Raw genomic sequence first — 17,051 nt, 5'->3', positions numbered from 1 at the left:
AGAAACCGAGTGCCATTAATTTGCGCGCTCGGTTTCTTTCATTTCCATCCCGTTTAACCATAAGCGTACACTTAGGTCTAATAAAAATAGATCATCTGCATTTTCCAAAGAACAACTTGTTAAGGATTCGATTTTTCGTAGTCGATAAAGCAACGATTGCCGGTGTAGATTTAATTCGCGAGCTGTCTGGCTAACGTTACCCCTATTTTTGTGATATGTCGTAAAGGTATGAAGTAGATCAATCTGTCGTTCTTTTGCATAGCGTAATAATGAATCTAGAACGCCTTTTGCAATGTCAACTAATTCTTCATTTTTTAATAGGTTTTCCATTACTCTATCAACTTTAGTATCAGCATACACTGATATCGTATTCGGTCCATTTCTTTTTCTTCCGATTTCTAATGCTTTTTTTGCTTCTTCATAGCTGGTCGAAAAACAAGAGTAGCCATATTGCTTGGCAATTCCCCATCTAATCCTAATTGAAGGGGTTAGGAACTGATATCTGCTTTGTAACTTTGTGATGTACGTTTTCACTTGTTTGATGACATCATGATGATTTACTTCTAGGAAAATAATGAGTTCTTCATTTTGGTAGGTGACCATGGATTTTAAAGCCATAGACTTGGCGATATTTTCAGCTTCTTCTTCCATATGACGAATCCATTCGTGTAACCAATGATCAAACGTTATTGAAAGATGTTTCATGGAATGGAAGCTTTCTTTTAACTGTTCGGCTTTTGCAACGATACATATATAGGGTAAATTAATTTGATAGTTGAGTGATTTCGCTCTTGAAGTCATATGCTCTGCAGAAGGAATAGCATCTCTAGATAATTCCCATACAAAGTCATCACGTAAACGCCATTCGGCTTCTTTGGCTGCTTGTTCATGTAGGAAATGAATCGCTACTGCAGTAGCTACATGTTCAAGTAACATTACCCATTCGTTATGTTCTTCTTCACTAAAAGGATCGGGCCCAAAACCTCCAACGACAATATACCCTTGAATGTTACCAGTTGAATGAATTGGTAATTGTAAGGCGTGGCCATCAGTATATTTGATCCATTCAAAGGTTGGTTCTAATGAGTGGTATATTCCATCCTCCTCCAACTGTGAACGCAAAAATTCAGCCCATTTGTTAAGTAAGTTATCAGGGAAAGGACTTGATTTTCCTCGAATACCACCACGTTTGTCAGCAATTAAGACTGGACAGTCTATTGACTTTGCTACATGTTTGGCTACAAGAGTTAAAGGTTGGCCTGATAGGATGAAGTCCAATAAAGATTTTCGAATGTTTTCGACTTTCTCAAGATGCTTATGTTTTTGTTCGTGGATTTCTCCAAGAACTTGCTCAAGTATGTCAGAGAAACGAATTGCCCAGTCGATCTCCATTAAAATAAAATTTTGCTTAGAAGCAAGGTTAATAACTGATTGAGGAATCTTCTTGATGAAAGGGCCTATTGCAACAGCTAATGCTGATGCACCAGATTCTATAATTTCTTTTACAAATTCATAAAATTGTTGATCATTGTGGGCGCATCCAACTCCAGATGTTAAGACTAGCTCTTTCTTTCGAACAAATGTCTCCACAGGGGTTTCAATGACAGAAACCCAGTTCACAATTGTTGATTCTAGTATCGTTTCTCCAGTTCTGATAGTTGCTGTATTTAACGTATCTAAAGAATAAATATGCTTCATCGTAAGACTCATATACCCTTCCTCCTTACTTCAACGACCTTACTTCACGATATTTCCTTACTTCAAGAAGATGAGAATATCCTTATTGTAAAGTGTTTTTCTGAATATTTAGTGAAAACAGGTGGATAGATCTGATTAGTTTTCATACAAATTGTTGAATGTTTTCCATATCTGGTTTGAATAAGATAAAAGTAACAAAAAGAAAGGGGTGGCAACATGGAAGCAAATAAAAAGATTGGCATGAGTACTAAGTTGGTTTGGTCTGGAGATAGTGAGTATCTAGTGCAGGGGGAAACTCAAGTTCCATTCGTCTTTAGTGTTGCCTGTAATTATGATGAATTTTATGAATGGTATAGGTAGCATAGGGAATCACAAAGGCCATTGATCCGACCGTTCAATTATATGAAGATAAAATAAAACACTTAATGTGCGAAGCTGCTACAAGCTTTACTACAGGTATGATGGCATCTCGAACTCACTCCCTATATTATTATGGCGAGATGACAGGATTGTCTTTATTAAAGATACCTATGGAGGAACACATAAAATATTCTCTGAATTTTTATCTCAGCTATAGAGCAAGAACTTGATTATATTAACGTAAGTGGGTGATGCGTATATGGAAACAGAGAAATGGCTGAATCGTCTAATTAAATGGAGAAGACATTTGCATCAAAACCCTGAGCTTAGCTTTCAAGAAGTGGAAACCACGAGCTATATTATGAAGCAATTACAAGGATTACCAGGGGTGCACATTCAATCCGGTACTGGACAATTAGGTTTTAATACTGGAGTACTCGTGACTGTAGGAGATGGAGAGCGTCCGGTAGTAGGGCTCAGGGCGGATATTGATGCTTTGCCGATACATGAAGAAACGGGAGCACCCTACCAATCTTGTAAACCTAATGTGATGCATGCCTGTGGGCATGATGGTCATACAGCAATGCTAATAGGTGCGATTCATTATTTATCTAATTTATATGAATCTAAATCATTGCGAGGAACAGTTAAGTGTTTATTCCAACCGGCCGAAGAAACAGAAGACCATCATGGCAAAACAGGCGCGCAATATGTATTGGAGAGTGGGGCTTTACATGATATAGAAATGATCTTCGCTCTTCACTTAGACCCAGAGATTCCTTTAGGAGTTGTAAAGTTACATTCTGGAGTAGCGATGGCTAACGTAGATACATTTGCCATTACCATTTCAGGTACAGGTGGGCATGGGGCATATCCAGAACAAACGATAGATCCGTTATGGCTCACTTCGTTAGTGTTGCCGTATTTTTATAGTATGACTTCAAGGCAACTTTCAGCGTTAGAGCCTTCAGTATTGAGTGTTTGTGAAATAAAAGGAGGAACATCCTCGAATGTTCTTCCGTCAACTGTTACAATTCGAGGAACGATGCGAACGTATTCAGAATCAGCTAGAAAGCACTTAGAATTAGAACTTAAGAAAGGTTTAGAATTAATAACTTCAGTAGGAGGATCCTACCAATTGAAGCTACATCACGGTGAGCCTGCTTTGGTAAATGATCGAGAAGCCGTTAATGTATTAGCTGAAGCAATCCAAAAAGTTGATCCAAATGTTGAGATTCGATCAGTTCCATATGGAATGGGAGGAGAGGACTTTAGTCATCTGACGAAAGTTATTCCTGGGGCGATGATGTTCTTAGGTGCTAAAGAACCAGCTATGAATACAAGTTTACATCAACCAACGTTTTGCTTCGATGAACGTGCGTTAGAAAGGGGTATGCATACTCTTGTAAATGCAGCGTTACTTTACATGAAAAAGGGAGGAAGCAAAAATGTCACATAAGCTAGCTTTAATTGGTTTTGGGGGAGTCGGTCAAGGATTTGTTGATATTCTGAGAGAAAAAGATGCAAGCCTAACGAAAGGCAATAATTTGCATTTTAAAGTCGTTTCTATTTGCGATTTATATAAAGGCTCAATTCACCATCCTGAAGGACTATGCTTGGATAAGGTGATGGCCTCTATTAAAGAATCAGGTACTTTAGATGGGTATCCAGATGAACCAGGTCTTGTACGTGGGTGGTCGAGTAAAGAGACAATTGAGAGAACGAATGCTGATTCGGTAGTGGAGATGACATTTACTGATGTGAATACGGGTCAACCAGCCATTGATCATTGCACGTGGGCATTTAATAATAAGAGAAATGTCGTGATGACTAATAAAGGTCCTGTTGCACTAGCTTATGAAACATTATCAAACCTCGCAAAGGAAAATAGTGTTCGTTGGTTGTTTGAAGGAGCCGTGATGAGTGGTACACCAGCTTTACGTTTGCCTGAAGCAACTCTAACAGGAAATGAAATTACGGAAATTAGAGGGATATTTAACGGTACTACAAACTACATGTTAATGCGCATGGAAGATGGGTTAGATTATCATGAAGCATTAAAAGAAGCGCAAACTCTAGGTTATGCAGAGGCAGATCCGACTGCTGATGTTGAAGGGTACGATGTTTTATACAAAGTGTTAATTTTAGCTAATGTCGTGTTAGGTTATCCATTAAAGCGAGAAGATGTTGAGTGCTTTGGTATATCAAAGTTAACAAAAGAAGATTTAAAAAATGCAAGTGAGCAGAATAAACGATGGAAACTAATTGGGTCATTGAAACAAACTTCTAACGGAATTGAAGCTGCTGTTAAACCTGAAATGATTTCACTTGATGATCCTTTAGCAGGGGTGTCTGGTGCAATGAATGCAATCACGTATTCGTGTGATTTATCTGGGCCTATTACACTAATGGGAGCTGGTGCTGGAATAAAAGAAACAGGATTTGCTGTTTTAATTGATTTAATTGAGATCGAGCGCAATCAATAAGTAATGGAGGGATAAGATGGCCAAACAAATCGTTAAAGAACGCATGTTAATAGGGGGAAAGTGGATTGATCGGAAAGCTGGATTAGAGGTGCATGATCCAGGTACAGGAGAATTAATTGCAACGGTTCCAGAAGCGACAGTTGAAGATGTGAAATTTTCAATAGAAAGGGCCAAAGAAGGGGTACAGCAATGCTCGAGCTTACCTGTACATGAAAGAATGAGAATTCTTCATGATGCAGCATCCTATATTGAAGAAAATAAAGATGTTTATGCAAGGACAATTGTATTAGAAAGTAGCAAGACAATTCGTGAGGCTAGAAAAGAAGTATTACGTTGTATTGAAACATTGAGATTGAGTGCTGAAGAAGCAAGACGGATTGCTGGTGAAACAATTTCATTCTCTCAAATGCCAGGACATGAAAACCGAGTTGGGTATGTTTACCGCTTTCCAATTGGAATCGTTGCGGCGATAACACCATTTAATGATCCTCTTAATCTTGTAGCGCATAAAGTTGGGCCTGCGATTGCAGCAGGTAATGCCGTAATCGTTAAGCCGGCGTCGCTTACACCATTAAGTGCATTACGATTAGCAGAAGCCTTTTTACATGCAGGCTTGCCTGCGAAGGTACTCTCTGTCATTACTGGCCGTGGTTCTATTATATGTGATCCACTAATAGAACATGATGATGTTCGCTTTATATCTTTTACTGGAGGCTATGAAACTGGTAAGGAGATTATAGAAAAAGCAGGTGTGAAGAAAACAGCTATGGAATTAGGGTCCAATTCACCAACAATTGTACTTGAAGATGCTGATCTAGGTGAAGCGATATCATCAACAGTTTCTGGTTCATTCGGAGTCGCCGGTCAAAATTGTATTGGGGTGCAGCGAATTTTAGTAGAACGCTCTGTTTATAAACAATTTATAGAGCGATTTGTAGAGGAAACAAAAAGGTTAAAGCTCGGATCAAAAGTAGATGAAACAACCGATATTGGACCGATGATATCGGTTAAAGAAGCAGAACGAGTTGAACAATGGATCAATGAAGCGAAGAAGTTAGGGGCAACAATCTGCTGTGGAGCCAAACGGAAAAAAGCATTTTTAGAACCGACAGTATTAACAGATGTTCCTGAAGATGCAACCATTGCTACCCAAGAAGTATTTGGGCCTGTTGTAATCATTGAAGCGGTTGATTCGCTTCAAGAGGCCATTCAGAAAGCTAATAGCAGCAGTTATGGTCTCCAGGCTGGTATCTTCACGGAGAAACTAGAGCAGGCTTTCGAAGCAATTCATAACCTGCAATTTGGTGGTGTCATGATTAATGATAGCAGTGATGTGAGAATTGACAGTATGCCTTTTGGAGGGATAAAAGGTTCAGGAATAGGGCGTGAAGGCGTTCGCTATGCGATAGAAGCGATGACAGAGCAAAAGGTTGTAGCGTTTAAATTACAAAAATCGCCGTTCTTGTAAAGAGAAAAGTACGGGGCGAGAAAGAGGGTGAAAAAATTGTTCGCATTAGAGGAGTACACTAGAAGGTTGGAGGCTGTCAAAAAGCGAATGGTCGACGAAGGGGTGGATGTTCTCCTGATCTCGAACCCGTCAAATATGTACTACTTGACGAATTATTCAGCATGGAGTTTTTATGTTCACCAGGTGTTAATTGTAACGTTAGAGGATGCACAGCCGATTTGGATAGGAAGACAAATGGATGCAAATGGAGTCGCAAAAACAACCTGGCTTGATGAACATCATATTATTGCGTACCCTGATTATTACGTTCAATCAATAGAGAGGCACCCGATTGATTTTGTAACAAATATTTTAACGGAAATTGGTCAAAGTACGAGAACAATCGGCGTGGAGATGGACGTTCATTATTTTACCGCTCTTTGTTATGAACGGTTAAAATATGGCCTCCCTAATGCTTCTTTTAAAGACACTTCAAGCCTAGTGAATATGATTAGGCTAATTAAGTCTAAGAATGAAATTAAGTATATGAAAAGAGCTGGGAAAATTGTTGAAAATGCAATGAAAGCTGCATACGAACGCGTTCAAGTAGGGGTAAGGGAATGTGATGTTGCTGCAACTATCTATCATGCTCAAATTCAGGGAACTTCTGAATTTGGTGGAGATTACACTTCTATTGTACCAATGATGCCTACAAATGAAAATACCTCTTGTCCCCACTTAACATGGACAGATCGTAAGTTTGCGAATGGTGATTTTTTAACATTAGAAATTGCAGGTGCTTATAAACGGTACCATGCCCCAATGGCTAGAACAATGTCAATCGGTACAGCACCACAGGAAGTAAAGGAGTTATCTAAAGTAGTAGAAGAGGGAATTGAATCAACTTTAGATTTTATAAAACCGGGAGTTTTGGCGGAAGATGTTGAACGTATTTGGAGTAAGGCTATTGGGAAACATGGTCACCGAAAAAGTTCAAGGCTTGGTTATTCAGTTGGTTTAAGTTTTCCACCAGATTGGGGAGAGCATACAGTGAGTTTTCGCCCGGGGGATCAAACGGTCTTACAAAAGAATATGACGTTCCATCTAATGCCAGGAATATGGTATCAAGATTATGGGGTCGAAATAACAGAAACGATAAGAGTCACAGATGATGGTGTAGAACTATTAACGAACTTCCCGAGGGAATTGTACGAAAAGCCAATGCTATCAGTTATAACCGATGAGAACCTTTCTTAAAAAGGTGCCTGATGTTTGTGAGGCTGTCTCAAAGCAGCAATTTTTGAGATAGGCTCACACTTTTTATGAGATTCCGTTATGTAATTGGTTGTGTATACATAAATGTAGAAAAATACGTGACCAAATATAGAGGTGATGGTATGATACAATTCAAATGGGAGTGAGGAGACGGTATTAAGTGAAAGAAAAATCATTGCTATTTACATACTTAATGATCCTTTTTGTAATGATTGTTTGGGGTCTTAATGTCGTAATGCTAAAGGTTCTTGTTGATTATTTTCCTCCTATAACGATGACGTATTTTCGAATTTTGGTTGCGGGCATTGTAACAATTTCTATTGTTATCGTCGGGAGAAGTATGAGAAGTTTAACAAAAAAAGAATGGGTATATACAATTGCAGGTTCATTGTTAGGGGTTGTTGGACACCAATACTTCTTAGTAAAGGGACTAACGTTAACAGATGCCTCTAATGCAGTTTTGATTCTTGCGCTGCTGCCGCTTACTACATCGATCTTTGCAATGATCTTTCTCGGTGATCGCTTAACAAAATGGAGGATACTAGGGATTGGTTTAGCGTTTATCGGAGTTGTTTTTATTCAAGGAGGGGGAGGTCAAGGGATTATTAGTCTTGGGGAGTTTTATGTATTTATTGCAATGATCGTCCAAGCGCTGAGCTTTATCTATATCAAAAAAGCAACTGCAACTCTTGATTCCAAACAAATGACTAGCTTTATGCTTTTGGTTGGCTCTGTTGGCCTTTTTATCATTAGTTTAATGCTCGAACCTTCTGGTACTGGAAATCTCACTAGTGCACCTATTAGTGTGTATATCATCTTTTTCGTATCTGGAGTCATTGCCACGGGCATAGGTCATTTTCTATTTAATGCAGCTATTGAACGGATTGGTGCAGGACAAACAGCTATTTTCAATAACTTTGTACCATTTTTTGGATTAATCAGCTCAGCTATTTTTCTCGGTGAACGGGTATATTGGTATCAGTCTTTGGGCTTCATGTTGATCGTTGTAGGAGTGCTATTTGGGACAGGTTATTTAGAGAAGACTTTTTTCAAAAGTATAGCGGAGGATAAATGCAAAGTTATTCAGGGAAAGAGCATGTAGGTGTCTAACACTACATGCTCTTTTTAATATCGATTAACTAACAAAGAAATTCATTGATGGTTGAATCACCGTTTGAAGTTCTTGTTGTTGTTCAGCTGTCAATGGGACAAGAGGTAAACGTACTTGTCCTGCTTTAATCCCTTTCATTTCGAGTGCTGCTTTGACGGCAGTAGGATTAGGTGCCATAAATAAAGTCTTCATAACCGGAAGCATTTGCCGATGTTGCATCGCTGCTGCTGTCACTTGACCTGCTTGATAGTTACGAACCATTTGTTGCATTTCGTTTCCGATAATATGTGAAGAAACTGATACGACTCCTGCACCACCAATAGCGAGTAATGGTAATGTCAAGCTATCGTCACCACTATAAACCGTAAATCCTTCAGGTGCGTGCTCGATGATTTCAGCCATAACGTCCAAATCACCACTTGCTTCTTTTATTGAAGTAATATTAGGAAGCTGTGCTAATCGTAATGTTGTTTCTACACTCATATTTACTCCTGTTCTGCCAGGAATATTGTAAAGCATAACTGGAAGCTTTGTCTTATTTGCAATCGCGCTGAAATGTGCAAACATTCCTTCTTGTGATGGCTTGTTGTAATAAGGTACTACAAGCATAATACCATCTACACCAATTTCTTCAGCTTGTTTAGTTAATTCTATCGATGCCTGTGTATTATTTGAGCCAGTTCCTGCAATAACAGGAATTTGGCCATTTACAGTTTCTACAACGGTTTTAAAAAGAGTAAGTTTTTCTTCTGTTGTAAGGGTAGGAGATTCTCCAGTTGTTCCTCCTACGACTAATGCGTCTGTTCCATTTGAGATAAGATGTTGTACAAGCTCTTTTATTCCCACAACATCAAGTTGTCCATGTTGATTAAATGGTGTAACCATCGCTGTAATAATTCTTCCAAAATTCATCCAATTCACCCTCAATTCATTTAATTTTCCTTGTACGTATGGGGTTAGATGGGCTCCTGTGAGGCACAAAAAAACAACAATGAGGCCTCTACTCATTGTTGTTAGGTTAAGCAAAATTAGCAAAACCAATTCAATGTGTGAGATAGCCCTCCATATAGCTTGTTTGCTATATGACAGTACTGTCCTTATTCAGAACAGTCCCAGCTAATGAGAAATGAGAACTCATTAAACTTCGGCAAATACCCCTTTCAGTTAGAATCAACGGACCTCATTCTCCTCAACTAACTTACTAATGATATCTGCACCTCTACCCTCACTTCAATGTATGAAGTAAGATATAACGTAATTTGAGTTAACCTTATCAAATGTTTTATTGGAATGCAATGGTTTAACGAGAATTTCTTTGTATTAAATTTAACAGCTTATCTAATTCTTGACTACATTGGATCGTAACTTTTGCAGTCATTCCGTATTTTTTAGCAAGATTCAACATTTGTAACCGTTTTTGTTCTATCTCACATAACATCTGTAACACTCCACCTCAAATGAACTAAAACAGACATCTACGCTATTATGGAGTTTTTCGTTGATGTGCCCTTAGCAAATATCTATTTATAAAAATTATTATAACCGAATGAAATATGTTGAAAAGTGATTCTTGTAAAGTTGTCATAAAAAGATGAAATTAGCAAAAAATCGACAAGTGTCGAGTGTCTTTGTGGATTGTTATATTTTTTCAAGAGTGAGAAAAGGTATTAAGTTGCACAATAAGTGTAGGAGGGAGATTATGATGAAAATTGTTAGTTATCTGTTCGTTTCAGCCTTAATTTTATCTGGCTGTACGGTATCGCAGGAAGCAGAAATGGGAGCGAGTTATGACCGTCATGAAGGATTTAGTGGGTATGGAGTGGAGCAAGTTCGCGATTTAGAAGGGCCTCTTTCCGATATGATGGTACCTGATGAAATGCCTAAAGGATTAACGGATTCTGCCCCTCATTTAACAGACGAAGGATCCTATACGACAAGAAAACGTAATTTAAGTATGAAGCATGAAGGAGTTAATCGACAAGGTCCAAGAATTTTAAGTAATCGTCCTGGTGTATTACGTGATAAATACGCACTTAGCAATGACCCAAATGTAGAAAAAAAAGAACAGAGAAACCAACATCTTCAAGCGACAACGGAATTAACCAGAGAGATCGAAACTCGAGTTGAATCGTTGGAAAACGTAAGAGATGCACATGTAATCACGGATGGACAACGAATTGTAATAGGTCTAGAGTCAAGTGAACAGGATAAAGGAAAGCTACTCCATGCAGTTGAACAGGAAGTGGAGGACATAACAGAACGAAAAAATGTTTATATTACAACTAATCGCAAAATGATTAATAGAATGAATGCTCTTGAACATCACGTTGGTCTTGGGAAGCCATTTGATTCAATCGGAGGAGCGATAGGGGACCTCGCTGATTTGATTGATGACGCAGCTAATAATCGTAGATAAGAACAGGGATAAACGTACCCTGTTCTTTTTTTGTAGCTATTTAAGGAGTTTTATCGGGGACTCTTTTTAGTAACTTAATGAATGCCGAACTCTTCTGTCACAGAAAGGTATTCACGTTCCATTAGCTTATGTGACATAACGGCATTCTCATAGTAAACTCGTGCGTTGGTAACCTGCATTGGATGAATTGGATCTTTTATGTCGTTTAAAACTCGTTCTAATGAATCAACTTCAATAAGTGTTGATAAATGAACATTATGAAATCCGTCGAAAACTTCAGGACGCTCCTCTTCCATAAACTCAGAACTTTTTTCTCTAAGTATGGCGAGTTTTGCTTGAGCACTATTGATATCTGAAGTATCAACCTCTTTTTGGTCGAATAAGTGAGCAATATCCTCTAATAATGTTGCTGTTTCACTTATATAATGACCTGCATCATCAGCATATGATTGTAGTTGCTCTGTGCGTTGAACTCTTATCTTGTTTTGATCTCTGTTACTAGATGGCTCCGGGAAAGCATGATAATCGCTCGTAAATTGTTGAGCTTCTACATCGTTCACAATATCTGTTTCTGTATCTGCCCCACAACTCGCTAAAACGAGACTTGCACCTGTTGCCAAAATTAGCAAAGATTTCTTTTTCAAGGTACATCAACCTCCGATATACAAACGTTTCCTTTAGTATGAAGCTAGAAGGAAAAAGTATGCATTAACTGTGAAAGTACTTCGTATGATGTAAAAAGGGAACGAGGAGGGCTTCTTATGTATATGGCAATATTGATTATTTCTGTCTCGTTGTTTTTCTTACTGTTTTTTGGGGTTATGATGCTAGGAAACAAATTGGCGCACGATATTCAATATTGGCAAGCGAAGGAAGCAGACCAAGAGTTAGAAGAAGTTGACGAAATGATGAAGAAATTATAATAAATAATAAAGCTGGGAGAATGTATCATTAATTTGAGTAAACTAATGCTCAAATTTACTAATACAGATTCTAGGTTGACTCAAGTCAGCCTATTTTTTTTTTTGAAAAAAGAGAGAAAATATGTATTAATACAATAATAAAAAACTGTTGACTATTATATTACAGATGCATATAATAAAAACAAGAAAAGAAAATAACTATTCAAACTATTCGAAAAGGAGAGAGGGAAATGAACAAAATTAAAACGAACAATGATAACAGATCAGTAGAAATTCAGGAGGATCAGTCCATTCTTGAATCAATTAATGATTATTATAGCCGTAATTAAAGCAGGTATCATCACAGGATGGCTTGAACATGACTCCGGGTATAAAACACACATAAAAAGAAAAAGTGTTTTGACCGGGGTCTTGTCTAAGTGAAATATACTGTTATGAAACAGTTGGCTTTAATAGATAATGGAAAAGACAAAAAACAAGAAAGAATTGGAACGCACTTGCAATTCATCATTGTATAGGTTATAGTTAAAACAAGGTCGAAAACTTCACTTATGATAGTGCTTTTCATTCAGCTGGCGCGACTAAAGAGTCGCAAGGATGAACGAGAGGAAGGGCTTTCATCGTTTGGAGATTGATTATAGGATTCTTATATGATTCCATTTAGAAAAACATGCATCAATAGGCAACACTTAGGAGAGTTTAGTATTCACATGTTATAAGGGATATTCACTCGAAACGTGGTTGATGTTCCTTATAATATGTGAATTTTTATTTACCTCGGATTGTAAATACGATTGCATATTAAGAATAATTTTTAGATTGGGGTTTTAAAGCATGGCACAAACAGGAACAGTAAAATGGTTTAACGCAGAAAAAGGATTCGGTTTCATTGAAGTAGAAGGCGGCAATGACGTATTCGTACACTTCAGTGCTATCACTGGTGAAGGTTTCAAATCTCTTGACGAAGGTCAATCTGTTGAATTTGAAATCGTTGAAGGCGACCGTGGACCACAAGCATCTAACGTTGTAAAACTATAAATTGCTTATTTAAAAACAATGTCTCTTAATGGAGGCATTGTTTTTTTGGTTTATAAAAGAGAATGGATCACAATAGGAACTTTTATAATTAGTGTTAAAGGAATTAAGTCTAACGTGGGAATTGAGTTAGATGTCTAGATATGTGGCATGAAATTCAAATCATGAATATAATGATAATGTAAGGGCTTACATTCGAGTTTGTGTTTTGATAATGTCTATAAAAAGTTGTTTTTGTATACACATTACTAATGCTTCTGTTTACTAATATCATGTAAGGGGTGTTTAACAGATGAAAGCAACTCATTATGATGATCTATCTATCTATGTTCCTAAAAGTCAATTAGATAAAATGATTACTGGTGTGCTTCAAGATAAATACCGAATATTTTGGGGGTTTAATAAGGGAAAGATGATTCTAAATATATACAATAGTGAAGTAAATAATAAATTGATATTCAAACGTCATAAAGGATTTTTAGAGTTAGTTGAAGCAAAATTGAAATGTCCTACGATTCTTAAAGTGTTAGACAACGATATAGATTTTACGATTAAAGTAGCTGCCAAAAACAAGGAAGCTATACAAAGAGACAAAGAGGTTGTTTACAGTGAAATTGATCATTATTTAGTTGAATTATCACAATTAAAAAAAATAGGTGATGAGGCCTCTTCTCAAAATATCAAAGATAAATTAGCTGAATTAACTCATGAATTGAATAAATTATCACTATAATTGATATCTATGAGGAATTTAGGTATTAGTTCAATTAAGAGTTGAAGCTGAATGGCTACTTTCGTCTTCAACTCTTTTTTGAACTGAACCATTTGGAGTGCATTTCAGGAAGTTTTTCTTTTAGTCTTAAGGTGTAGCATAAGTCTAATCCTTAACGCCTAATTCTTTTTTTATCCAAGGGATTGAGCTGATTAAATCTGGAAATACAGCATCAGCTCCGGTGGTATTATTATCTTCATTTCCGATAAATACTGTTTTACAGCCTGCTTTTTTTCCTGCTCCAATATCCGGCTCGCGATCTCCGACCATTATGCTTGACTTTAAATCGATTTTATATCGAGAGGCCAAACCAGTTAACATTTCTGCCTCTGGTTTTCGGCAAAGACAACCGGCATGTGGCTTATGTGGACAATAAACCACATCATCAACTTTGGCATCGTGTTTTGCTAATTCTTCTCGCATTTTGTTATGAATTTTTTGCAAGGAGGTTTCCTTCAGGAAGCCTAGTCCAACACCACCTTGATTGGTTACGACAAATGTTGGTATGTTTGCTTTATTAAGTAAGTGAATTGCCTCTCCAACCCCATCTAATAAATGAAATTGTTGTGGATTATTTACAAATTTCACTCGTTTTGTGAGCACTTCATTTATAACTCCATCACGATCTAAAAAGACAGCTTTCTCCATATTGACCTCCTGTATTATGTAGAAGTAGTTTTTCAATTTACCCTTTAACTATACGTGGCTTTACTCAAATAAAAGGATAAAGAAAACTTTGATTAATATACACTTTGACAAAGAATATATTTAGTCCTTCAAAATCAAAATAATCTTGGCAGGTAAAAGTTAATGAGGGAGTGAAGCTAAATTGAAATGGCAAAAAGCACTTTTAACTACGATTCAACGCCAAGAAGGAAAGAAAATTGCTCTAGCTGTTGATACCTCAACAGATGAAGTTAATACAGAACTAATAAATAACATTATTGCTCTTTTTGCACAGGTGAATCCAGAAACGCAATTAGTTCAATCTGACTTTAAGATTAGGGGTGTTTCCTCAATAAAAGAAGCAAACATCACTTTTTTTAAGCACGGAAAATCATCCTACACAGAAGTATTAGAATGGGGAGAAAAAGAAGCTATTGATGTTTTGTTTTATATTACAGATGTAACAGGTTACTTTTACGAAGAGTTAACAGTTGATTATGAAGTCATGTGGTTAGTACCAAATGACTTCGTTCCAAAAGTACCTTTTGGAAAAACCTTGAAAATAGCTTAAAACAATAAGTTAGATCAGTTCAAAACGAACTGATCTTTTTTGAAAAAAAAGAAGAGGATAAGCCTTTTGACTTACCCTCACTGAACAATTATTGTTGGTTTTGGTTCTGGTTTAACATGTCTTTGATTGGCTCCATCATGTTCATGCCACCACCATTATTACGGTTTCTCATCATTGAGTAAGCGGCAGCTCCAACACCTAAGCCAATTACAGACATCATTAACCCATTGTTATTCTTTTTGCGTTTACGACCACCGAACATTTGCATGTTGCCTTCCCCCTTTTTGGACTGACTGTTTGAATGTTTTTATCAAACATTAGTTATCTTCTGTTATTTTTCTTTGCTTATTCTAGGATATTGCTGCCACATTTTTAAAAGTATAAAGTAGTTTACATTGCAATATAATATTCGCACCCCATGCAACGGGAATAAAAAGGTATATGAAATGAATAAAGAAGTATAAGTCGTTTTTCACCTTGGCGGTCCAACGTAAAGACACTTTTAACGAATTTTAGGATCATTAATATTTAGTTAAATGAAATTGAATGAGCTGTGCACTTTCTTTTGCATATTCTTTTGCCTTTTCCTGAGAATCGGCCGCAGCGATCACATAAGCGTATCGATTCCCCATAGATAGAGGGGGAGAAAGCATGGCTCCTTTACGAGGCTTTACATATACTTCCACAACACCCGGGCATTGTAGGGCCCGTTTTTTTCCAGTTACCTTTAATAGCATGCCACTTGTAGAGATAGTAATGTATTGAGTGAAAACATGTAAATTTCTTTTTCTATCTAAAACAGGTCTCTCTCTTAGGAAAAGCTTTAGTGATTCTTTAGCATAATCGATCCCATATGCAGCTTTAATCATCCTGTTCATTGCGCCACCTGACATTCGTGGATTAACTTCTATAAGCTTCCAATCGCCCTTACTAGTATGTTTCAATTCGACATGTAAGCAGCCATGAGAAAAGCCTAATTGGGATGTAATATCTTCAAGACAATGTTTAAGCTCTTGGTAAAGTGTGGGGGGGACATCTGCTAATACGGAATAACCAGTTACAATAAAACGCTGCCACCTCGTAATTTCCTGTTGGATAATTGCCACAATTTTAACGGTATTATCATACACAATTGATTCAATTAAATATTGCTCCCCTTTAATAAATTCTTCGACTAAAATAGGACAGTTCGGGAACTCCTCCTTTAAAACATGTAATTGTTTTTTTAGTTGTTTCTTTGTTGTTACTAAGAATACATCTTTTGACCCAGTAGAGAGTGGAGATTTTACAATTAAAGGTAGATGATTCTTTTGAGATTTTGTAAATGCTTTGATTGATTTTGTGTGATCGTAGATGGCGAAATATGGATTACATTTAATGTTCTTTAACTCGATTCTTGTTTGAGCTTTATCCTCCATTTTAGAAACAGCTTTAGAAGGTATTTTACTATTGCAAAATTCCTCTGCAAGCAACGTCGCAGTGTATACATAGGAATCAACTAAGCTAACAATCGCTTTAATTTGTTTTCCTTTCGTTTGCAGCTTTTTTATTGAAGCCCTGAGCCCGTTTAGATCTGTTAAGTCTTGATAATACATTTCATGTACATCTGTATACTCTTCACGTTGTTGTAATGGCTTAAGTCTATTTGTATAAAGCACAGTAAAAAAACCCATTTCCTCAGCTGCTTTTATCGCATCTCTGCTTGAACCGGATTTGTTACTCTCGATAAATACGATTGTATGCACTTGTATGCCACCTCAACATGTGCTGTATATTCTCTTTCGAATTCCTTATTATGGTATGTTTGCACTACGAAATTTGCTTTAGTTAAATGCCCAGGACATACGCCGTAACAGAAAGGGCTTATAGGAATAGAATACAGTAGCTTACGGGAAGGGGAGGCGAAAAGCGTTGTCATTGCCTGATGTACCGGATTTTGATCCGAAAATAAAAATTTCTAAGAAAAAAGCACTTAATTTACTACTGGTTTCGATTGCCATGGAAGAGATAGCACTTTCACATATTATGAATGCTGAAGGGGAAAAGCTACAAGCTGTCGTAAAAGATTTTAAAAAAGGCCAGAAGAAAAAACACAAAAAAAAGAAAAAGCATAAGCATCACTGTAATGATTGTAGTTTTCATGAATTAATGGTTGCTAATAAAAGCGTCCAAGAAACATTACGGGGTGTCATCAAAAAAGAAATGTTACTTCAATTTAAACTAGAAGATATCGTTGATTTATACGATGTTCATAGCTTTGATGACGATGATAAATGTTGATAGCAATAAAA

Annotated in this window: 18 protein-coding genes and 1 riboswitch; of the genes, 11 read left to right on the top strand and 7 right to left on the bottom strand. The window is 37.0% G+C overall.

From position 1 onward, the window contains the following. Positions 1 to 15: 15 nt before the first annotated feature. Complete coding sequence (locus tag AC1FXZ_RS05265) at positions 16 to 1,710, bottom strand: PucR family transcriptional regulator (RefSeq protein ID WP_480051657.1); 1,695 nt, start codon at positions 1,708 to 1,710, stop codon at positions 16 to 18. Between the two features lie 607 nt (positions 1,711 to 2,317). Here AC1FXZ_RS05265 and AC1FXZ_RS05260 point away from each other — a divergent pair. The 5 genes from AC1FXZ_RS05260 (at position 2,318) to AC1FXZ_RS05240 (ending at position 8,368) form a co-directional block, all read left to right on the top strand. Then, positions 2,318 to 3,517 carry a M20 metallopeptidase family protein gene (locus AC1FXZ_RS05260; RefSeq protein ID WP_480051656.1) on the top strand — a complete coding sequence of 400 codons (1,200 nt, stop codon included), beginning with the start codon at positions 2,318 to 2,320 and terminating at the stop codon, positions 3,515 to 3,517. Continuing rightward, entirely contained in the window at positions 3,507 to 4,544 is a 1,038-nt protein-coding gene (locus tag AC1FXZ_RS05255; RefSeq protein ID WP_480051655.1) for a homoserine dehydrogenase, read from the top strand. The genes AC1FXZ_RS05260 and AC1FXZ_RS05255 overlap by 11 nt, the downstream gene beginning before the upstream one ends. Before the next feature lie 16 nt (positions 4,545 to 4,560). Beyond that, on the top strand, positions 4,561 to 6,012 hold the full coding sequence (locus AC1FXZ_RS05250) for an aldehyde dehydrogenase family protein (protein WP_480051654.1): 1,452 nt from the start codon (positions 4,561 to 4,563) through the stop codon (positions 6,010 to 6,012). A 36-nt stretch (positions 6,013 to 6,048) separates the two neighbouring features. Further along, positions 6,049 to 7,248, top strand: a complete 1,200-nt coding sequence (locus AC1FXZ_RS05245) for a M24 family metallopeptidase (RefSeq protein ID WP_480051954.1) — start codon at positions 6,049 to 6,051, stop codon at positions 7,246 to 7,248. 178 nt (positions 7,249 to 7,426) lie between these two features. Beyond that, positions 7,427 to 8,368 carry a DMT family transporter gene (locus AC1FXZ_RS05240; RefSeq protein ID WP_480051653.1) on the top strand — a complete coding sequence of 314 codons (942 nt, stop codon included), beginning with the start codon at positions 7,427 to 7,429 and terminating at the stop codon, positions 8,366 to 8,368. A gap of 33 nt (positions 8,369 to 8,401) precedes the next feature. On the opposite strand, the gene dapA is transcribed toward AC1FXZ_RS05240, so the two are convergent. Together dapA and AC1FXZ_RS05230 are read right to left on the bottom strand one after the other, a co-directional pair. Continuing rightward, the gene (gene dapA / locus AC1FXZ_RS05235; RefSeq protein ID WP_480051652.1) at positions 8,402 to 9,289 is read right to left on the bottom strand and encodes a 4-hydroxy-tetrahydrodipicolinate synthase; all 888 of its coding nucleotides are present in this window, start codon (positions 9,287 to 9,289) and stop codon (positions 8,402 to 8,404) included. A gap of 135 nt (positions 9,290 to 9,424) precedes the next feature. Then, positions 9,425 to 9,607: riboswitch (Lysine riboswitch) on the bottom strand. A 70-nt stretch (positions 9,608 to 9,677) separates the two neighbouring features. Further along, positions 9,678 to 9,815 (bottom strand): Spo0E family sporulation regulatory protein-aspartic acid phosphatase, encoded by a 138-nt coding sequence (locus AC1FXZ_RS05230; protein WP_480051651.1) that lies wholly within the window; start codon positions 9,813 to 9,815, stop codon positions 9,678 to 9,680. Positions 9,816 to 10,076: 261 nt separating this feature from the next. Here AC1FXZ_RS05230 and AC1FXZ_RS05225 point away from each other — a divergent pair, with 261 nt between their 5' ends. Further along, entirely contained in the window at positions 10,077 to 10,793 is a 717-nt protein-coding gene (locus AC1FXZ_RS05225) for a YhcN/YlaJ family sporulation lipoprotein (protein ID WP_480051650.1), read from the top strand. Positions 10,794 to 10,867: 74 nt separating this feature from the next. Here AC1FXZ_RS05225 and AC1FXZ_RS05220 read toward each other — a convergent pair whose 3' ends face one another. Beyond that, positions 10,868 to 11,437, bottom strand: a complete 570-nt coding sequence (locus AC1FXZ_RS05220) for a hypothetical protein (RefSeq protein WP_480051649.1) — start codon at positions 11,435 to 11,437, stop codon at positions 10,868 to 10,870. 117 nt (positions 11,438 to 11,554) lie between these two features. On the opposite strand from AC1FXZ_RS05220, the gene AC1FXZ_RS05215 reads away from it, so the two are divergent. The 3 genes from AC1FXZ_RS05215 (at position 11,555) to AC1FXZ_RS05205 (ending at position 13,484) form a co-directional block, all read left to right on the top strand. Then, positions 11,555 to 11,716 carry a hypothetical protein gene (locus tag AC1FXZ_RS05215; protein ID WP_480051648.1) on the top strand — a complete coding sequence of 54 codons (162 nt, stop codon included), beginning with the start codon at positions 11,555 to 11,557 and terminating at the stop codon, positions 11,714 to 11,716. Positions 11,717 to 12,550: 834 nt separating this feature from the next. After that, a complete protein-coding gene (gene cspD, locus AC1FXZ_RS05210) occupies positions 12,551 to 12,754 on the top strand; it encodes a cold-shock protein CspD (RefSeq protein ID WP_480051647.1) in 204 nt (67 codons plus the stop codon). Positions 12,755 to 13,043: 289 nt separating this feature from the next. Continuing rightward, complete coding sequence (locus tag AC1FXZ_RS05205; protein WP_480051646.1) at positions 13,044 to 13,484, top strand: hypothetical protein; 441 nt, start codon at positions 13,044 to 13,046, stop codon at positions 13,482 to 13,484. Positions 13,485 to 13,628: 144 nt separating this feature from the next. On the opposite strand, the gene AC1FXZ_RS05200 is transcribed toward AC1FXZ_RS05205, so the two are convergent. Further along, on the bottom strand, positions 13,629 to 14,171 hold the full coding sequence (locus AC1FXZ_RS05200) for a D-glycero-alpha-D-manno-heptose-1,7-bisphosphate 7-phosphatase (protein WP_480051645.1): 543 nt from the start codon (positions 14,169 to 14,171) through the stop codon (positions 13,629 to 13,631). Positions 14,172 to 14,352: 181 nt separating this feature from the next. On the opposite strand from AC1FXZ_RS05200, the gene AC1FXZ_RS05195 reads away from it, so the two are divergent. Continuing rightward, a complete protein-coding gene (locus AC1FXZ_RS05195) occupies positions 14,353 to 14,760 on the top strand; it encodes a VWA-like domain-containing protein (RefSeq protein WP_480051644.1) in 408 nt (135 codons plus the stop codon). Between the two features lie 88 nt (positions 14,761 to 14,848). On the opposite strand, the gene AC1FXZ_RS05190 is transcribed toward AC1FXZ_RS05195, so the two are convergent. Together AC1FXZ_RS05190 and AC1FXZ_RS05185 are read right to left on the bottom strand one after the other, a co-directional pair. Beyond that, the gene (locus AC1FXZ_RS05190; protein ID WP_480051643.1) at positions 14,849 to 15,028 is read right to left on the bottom strand and encodes a hypothetical protein; all 180 of its coding nucleotides are present in this window, start codon (positions 15,026 to 15,028) and stop codon (positions 14,849 to 14,851) included. 253 nt (positions 15,029 to 15,281) lie between these two features. After that, positions 15,282 to 16,505 (bottom strand): ATP-grasp domain-containing protein, encoded by a 1,224-nt coding sequence (locus AC1FXZ_RS05185; RefSeq protein WP_480051642.1) that lies wholly within the window; start codon positions 16,503 to 16,505, stop codon positions 15,282 to 15,284. A 166-nt stretch (positions 16,506 to 16,671) separates the two neighbouring features. Here AC1FXZ_RS05185 and AC1FXZ_RS05180 point away from each other — a divergent pair, with 166 nt between their 5' ends. Further along, positions 16,672 to 17,040 carry an alpha-helical endospore appendage domain-containing protein gene (locus tag AC1FXZ_RS05180; RefSeq protein ID WP_480051641.1) on the top strand — a complete coding sequence of 123 codons (369 nt, stop codon included), beginning with the start codon at positions 16,672 to 16,674 and terminating at the stop codon, positions 17,038 to 17,040. The last annotated feature ends 11 nt before the right edge of the window (positions 17,041 to 17,051 follow it).

The organism is Halalkalibacter sp. HAAS-P014 (genome assembly GCF_056619965.1).
The sequence above is the reverse complement of the archived record's forward strand: the minus strand, read 5'-3'. Positions and strand labels throughout refer to the sequence as shown.

Coding starts and splice junctions, on each gene's coding strand:
- AC1FXZ_RS05265 (WP_480051657.1), bottom strand. CDS start 1,710: ATGAGTCTTACGATGAAGCATATTTATTCTTTAGATACGTTAAATACA.
- AC1FXZ_RS05230 (WP_480051651.1), bottom strand. CDS start 9,815: ATGTTATGTGAGATAGAACAAAAACGGTTACAAATGTTGAATCTTGCT.
- AC1FXZ_RS05205 (WP_480051646.1), top strand. CDS start 13,044: ATGAAAGCAACTCATTATGATGATCTATCTATCTATGTTCCTAAAAGT.
- dapA (WP_480051652.1), bottom strand. CDS start 9,289: ATGAATTTTGGAAGAATTATTACAGCGATGGTTACACCATTTAATCAA.
- AC1FXZ_RS05200 (WP_480051645.1), bottom strand. CDS start 14,171: ATGGAGAAAGCTGTCTTTTTAGATCGTGATGGAGTTATAAATGAAGTG.
- AC1FXZ_RS05250 (WP_480051654.1), top strand. CDS start 4,561: ATGGCCAAACAAATCGTTAAAGAACGCATGTTAATAGGGGGAAAGTGG.
- cspD (WP_480051647.1), top strand. CDS start 12,551: ATGGCACAAACAGGAACAGTAAAATGGTTTAACGCAGAAAAAGGATTC.
- AC1FXZ_RS05225 (WP_480051650.1), top strand. CDS start 10,077: ATGATGAAAATTGTTAGTTATCTGTTCGTTTCAGCCTTAATTTTATCT.
- AC1FXZ_RS05215 (WP_480051648.1), top strand. CDS start 11,555: ATGTATATGGCAATATTGATTATTTCTGTCTCGTTGTTTTTCTTACTG.
- AC1FXZ_RS05190 (WP_480051643.1), bottom strand. CDS start 15,028: ATGCAAATGTTCGGTGGTCGTAAACGCAAAAAGAATAACAATGGGTTA.
- AC1FXZ_RS05260 (WP_480051656.1), top strand. CDS start 2,318: ATGGAAACAGAGAAATGGCTGAATCGTCTAATTAAATGGAGAAGACAT.
- AC1FXZ_RS05255 (WP_480051655.1), top strand. CDS start 3,507: ATGTCACATAAGCTAGCTTTAATTGGTTTTGGGGGAGTCGGTCAAGGA.